The organism is Bradyrhizobium sp. P2_E8, assembly GCF_056403875.1.
In genome coordinates, this window is record NZ_JBFUES010000663.1 from 1 (window position 1) to 4,388 (window position 4,388).

Annotated in this window: 5 protein-coding genes and 1 pseudogene; all 6 read right to left on the bottom strand. The window is 64.8% G+C overall.

The features are described from left to right. A partial coding sequence (locus tag AC1D00_RS29035; RefSeq protein ID WP_477013028.1) for an ATP-binding cassette domain-containing protein occupies positions 1 to 237 on the bottom strand: 237 nt, incomplete at its 3' end. Positions 238 to 248: 11 nt separating this feature from the next. Further along, entirely contained in the window at positions 249 to 992 is a 744-nt protein-coding gene (locus AC1D00_RS29040) for an ABC transporter ATP-binding protein (protein WP_025576614.1), read from the bottom strand. Continuing rightward, positions 989 to 1,987, bottom strand: coding sequence for a branched-chain amino acid ABC transporter permease (locus AC1D00_RS29045; protein ID WP_025576615.1), 999 nt, complete (start codon positions 1,985 to 1,987; stop codon positions 989 to 991). Before AC1D00_RS29045 ends, AC1D00_RS29040 begins: the two co-directional genes overlap by 4 nt. After that, the gene (locus AC1D00_RS29050) at positions 1,984 to 2,859 is read right to left on the bottom strand and encodes a branched-chain amino acid ABC transporter permease (RefSeq protein WP_477013029.1); all 876 of its coding nucleotides are present in this window, start codon (positions 2,857 to 2,859) and stop codon (positions 1,984 to 1,986) included. The genes AC1D00_RS29045 and AC1D00_RS29050 overlap by 4 nt, the downstream gene beginning before the upstream one ends. A 183-nt stretch (positions 2,860 to 3,042) precedes the next feature. Further along, complete coding sequence (locus AC1D00_RS29055) at positions 3,043 to 4,173, bottom strand: ABC transporter substrate-binding protein (protein ID WP_477013030.1); 1,131 nt, start codon at positions 4,171 to 4,173, stop codon at positions 3,043 to 3,045. A gap of 60 nt (positions 4,174 to 4,233) precedes the next feature. Continuing rightward, positions 4,234 to 4,388, bottom strand: a pseudogene (locus AC1D00_RS29060) (shikimate dehydrogenase); the annotation flags it as partial.

Genomic DNA, 4,388 nt, shown 5'->3' on the forward strand with positions numbered 1-4,388 from the left:
GTTGAGCAGCGCGCGCTGGCTCAAGTTCGTGACGTCGCGATTGGCAAAACTGATTTTGCCCTCGCGCAGCTTGAGCAGGCCGAAGATCGCCTTGAACACGGTCGACTTGCCGGCGCCGTTGGGGCCGATGATGGTGGTGATGGTGGCCTGCGGAACAGAAAACGTCGTGCCGTTCAAGATCGTCATCTTGCCGTAGCCGCCGACGAGATTGTGAACCGAGAGGATCGGGTCGCTCATGGCTCGTGCCCTCAATGTCCCAGATAAGCTTCGATCACGGCCGGGTTCTTGCGGACCTCGTCCGGCCGTCCCATCGCCAGCACCTTGCCTTCCGCCATCACCATCACGCGCGAGCACAGCGACATCACGAACTCCATGTTGTGCTCGATCACGACGAAGGTGGCGTTCTTCTCGCGGTTGATTGCCACCAGCCGGTCCTTCAGGTCCGCCAGCATCGACGGGTTGACGCCGCCGGCGGGCTCGTCGAGCAGCACCAGGCGCGGGCCGCCCATGAAGGCCATGGCGGCATCGAGCAGCTTCTGCTGGCCATAGGACAGGCCGCCGGCAGGTTCAGCCGCGAGGTGATCGAGCTTGAAGAAGCCGATCATCTGGTTGGCGGCCTCCGTCAGCCCGGCATCGGAGCGGCCGACCAGGCGCGAGGCCATGTTGCCCTGGTGCTCCTGTCCCGCGAGGATCAGGTTCTCGCGCACCGACAGTTTTGGAAACACCTGCAACAGCTGGAAGGTGCGGCTGACCCCGAGCTTGTTGAGCTCGGAGGGACGCAGGCCCGTGACCACCTTGCCGTCGAGCTTCACTTCGCCGCCTGATGGCGTGAGCTGGCCGAGGATGCAGTTGAACAGGGTGGACTTGCCGCAGCCGTTCGGCCCGATCAGGCCGAGGATCTCGCCCTCGCGGACGTCGAAGCTGACGTCGGCGACGGCGCTGATGCCGCCAAAATTCTTCTTGATGTTGGTGACTTCGAGGACCGCACTCATTGCACCGTCTCCAGCCGGGATTTCGCGACGGCGCGCAGCGCGGAGGCTGCCTTGGTGCGGCGCTCGGCGAGATAGCGGTCGAGGATTCCCAGAATGCCGGTCGGCGACCAGATCAGCAGCAGCATCACCGCGATCGCATAGAGCATCAGGTAATACCCTTCCGTGAAGCGCAGCCATTCCGGCAGCAGCACCGCGATCATCGCCCCCAGGAAGGGACCGAAATAGAACCCAGCGCCGCCGACGATTACCATCATCAGGAGATCGAGCGAGAGCGACAGGTTGAACGGCACGGGATCGATATATTGCGTCAGCGGCGCATAGAGCGCGCCGGCGACGCCGCCGAGCGCCGAGCCGATAGCGAACGCCATCAGCGTGTAGCGCCGCGTGTCGATGCCGAGCGATTGCGCGCGCAGCGGGTTTTCGCGCAGCGCCATGAAGGCGCGGCCCCAGGGCGAGCGGATCAGCCACCACACCGCGAGCGACACGATCGCGAGCGAGCCGAGGCAGACATAGTAGAAAGGCAGCGGCTTGTTGGTCGCGATGCCAAAGATGTGTGGGCGCGGGATGTTGGAGATGCCGTAGATGCCGCCGGTGAGCCAGCTCTCGTTGCGGAACACGAGGAAGGCGAGGGTGGAGAAGGCGAGCGTGACGAAGGCGAGGTAATGGTGCTGCACGCGCAGCGCGGGATAGCCGAGCACCCAGCCGACGCCGAAGCTCAAGAGAACCGCGACCACGATCGCGGCCGGCAGCGGCCAGCCATGCGTGGTCATGATCGCCGCCGCATAGGCGCCGATGCCGACGAAGGCGCCCTGGGCCAGCGACACCTGGCCGGCATAGCCGAGCGTGAGGTTGAGGCCCATCGCGGCGATGGTCATCACCGCCCACTGGCTCAGGATGAACAGGCCGTAGCGGTTGAAGTTCATGGGGACGATGATCAGGCCGGCGATGACGATGAGGCCGAGCGCGATCTTCAGGGGTTTGCCGAATCCGTTCATACCGTGCGCTCCTCGGCGCGGCCCAGCAGTCCTTGCGGCCGGAACAGGATGACGACGATCAGGAAGATCAGCGGCACCGCCGCGCGATACTGCGTCGAGACGTAGCTTGCCGCGAGATTGTCGAGCACGCCGATCAGAAGGCCGCCGGCGATCGCGCCGCGCACCTGATTGAAGCCGCCGACGATCGCGGCGATGAAGGCGGCCTGGCCCAGCACCTCGCCGGAGGAGAATTTTGCGAGGTAGATCGGCGTGATCAGCAGCGAGGCGAGCGCCACCAGGAAGGCGTTGATCAGGAAGGTCAGCAGGATCATGCGCTCCACGGGCACGCCGATGATGCGCGCCACCGTCGGGTTCTGCGCCGCCGCCTGCATCTGGTGGCCGAGCGAGGTGCGGTTGAGGAGCGAGGTCAGGCCGAAGACCGCAAGAATGGCGACGACGAGGACGCCGATGCTCTGCAGCGAGACGGCGTKGCCGAGGATGGAGATATCGCCGGTCGGCACGATCGAGGGGAAGGGCGATGCCTCCGCGCTGAAGAACTGCTTCACCGATTCTTTGATGCCGATCGCCAGCGCCATGGTCGCGATCGCCAGCGGCAGCACGCCATGGCGCATCATCGGGTCGACCAGCAGCATCTTGAAGCCGAGGCCGAGCAGGAGCATCGAGAGCAAAATGCCGAGGATGATCGCGAGCCAGAACGGCGCGCCGGCATGCATCGCTGCCAGCATCAGGAACGCCGGCAGCATCACGAACTCGCCTTGCGCGAAATTGATGGTCTGCGACGTCTGCCACAGCAGCGTGAAGCCGACCGCGACCAGTGCATAGATGGCGCCGGTGGCAAGTCCCGCGACCAGAAGATCGAACAGATTGGACATTTTCCCCTCTCTCCTTTCCCTCGTCCCCCTCATTCTTCTCCCTTGCCCCGCTTGCGGGGAGAGGGTCRGGGTGAGGGGGAGYCTCCGCAAGGACGGTGACAGCTCGATGCGCGGAGAGTCCCCCTCACCCGCCGCGCTTCGCGCGTCGGCCTCTCCCCGCGTGCGGGGAGAGGCGAAGAAGGCTCACTTCACCTTCGGCAGCACCTGCTTCACCACCTGCTTGCCTTCGACCACTTCGACCAGAAAGCTCTGGCGGTCGATGTCGCCGGTCTCGCTGAAGGTGACGTCCATCAGGATGCCCGGCTCGTCCGCGGCCTTGATGGTCAGGCCGTGCAGCGTGTCGGCAAACTTCTTCGGGTCGACCTTGCCCATCTTTTCGGTGGTGGCCTTCACCATGTAGACGGCGAGGTAGCCCTTCAGGCCGTTGTGGTCGGGCACGTAATTGTACTTCTTGGAAAACTTCTCGCGGAACGCCTTGATCAAATCGACCGGCGCATCCGTGGTGAGGCCGACATGGCCGCGCGCGCCGTTGGCGGCGTCGCCGGCAAGCTCGATCACCTTCTGGCCGATCAGCGTGGTCTCGCCCATCAGCGGCGCGGTGACGCCCTGGCGCTTCAGCTCTTTCAGGATGCGCGCGCTCTCTTCCTCGTTGAGATAGACGAACACGGCATCGGGATTGGCGGACTTGATCTTGCCGACGTCGGCGGCGAAGTCGGCCTGGCCCGCTTCGGTCGAGAGGTCGGCGACGACCTTGGAGCCGAGCCGGTCGAGCTCCTTCACGACGACGTCGCGTCCGCCGCGGCCGAAGTCGTTGTTGACCCAGACCACCGCGACCGACTTCGCCTTCATCTCGTCGTGGATGTATTTCGCGACCTTCGGCATCGAGGATTGCTGGCCGAACGAGGTGCGGAACAGGAACTTGTTTCCGGCTTGCGTCAGCTCGGCGGCTTCGCCGCCCATGATCTGCGCGATGCCGGCTTCGGCTGCGAGCGGTGCGGTGACCTTCACCGAGCCGGAATAGCCGGGTCCGAGCAGCACATAGGGCTCGGCATCGAGCGCCTTCTGCACCTGCGCGCGGGCAACGCCCGGGTTGGACTGCGAGTCGGCATGGGTGACCTCGAGCTTGCGGCCGAGCACGCCGCCCTTGGCGTTGATCTCCTCGATCGCGAGGTCGATACCGTTCTTCCAGTTGGTGCCGACGGTGGCGCCGCCACCCGACAGCTCGGCGACGTCGGCGAGCTTGATCGTTTGTGCGTGGACGCTGGTTGCAGTCGCGAAGGCAAGCAGGGCGCTTGCCAGAATAGCCGATCTCATGGTCTCTCCTCCCGTTTCCTGTGATGTTGTTGTCCGCGGCCTTGTGTCCGGCCGCTTCGGTTACGCTGCGTGATAGGCTGAGCTTCGCGCCGCCATCACCTCGTCAAAAGCCTCTCCCATGACTTCGGTCGATGGGGCAAGGCCGGTGAACAGTTCGAAAGCGTCGGCGGCCTGGTAGATCGCTAGCTCCCGCCCGGTCATGATCCGCGCGCCCT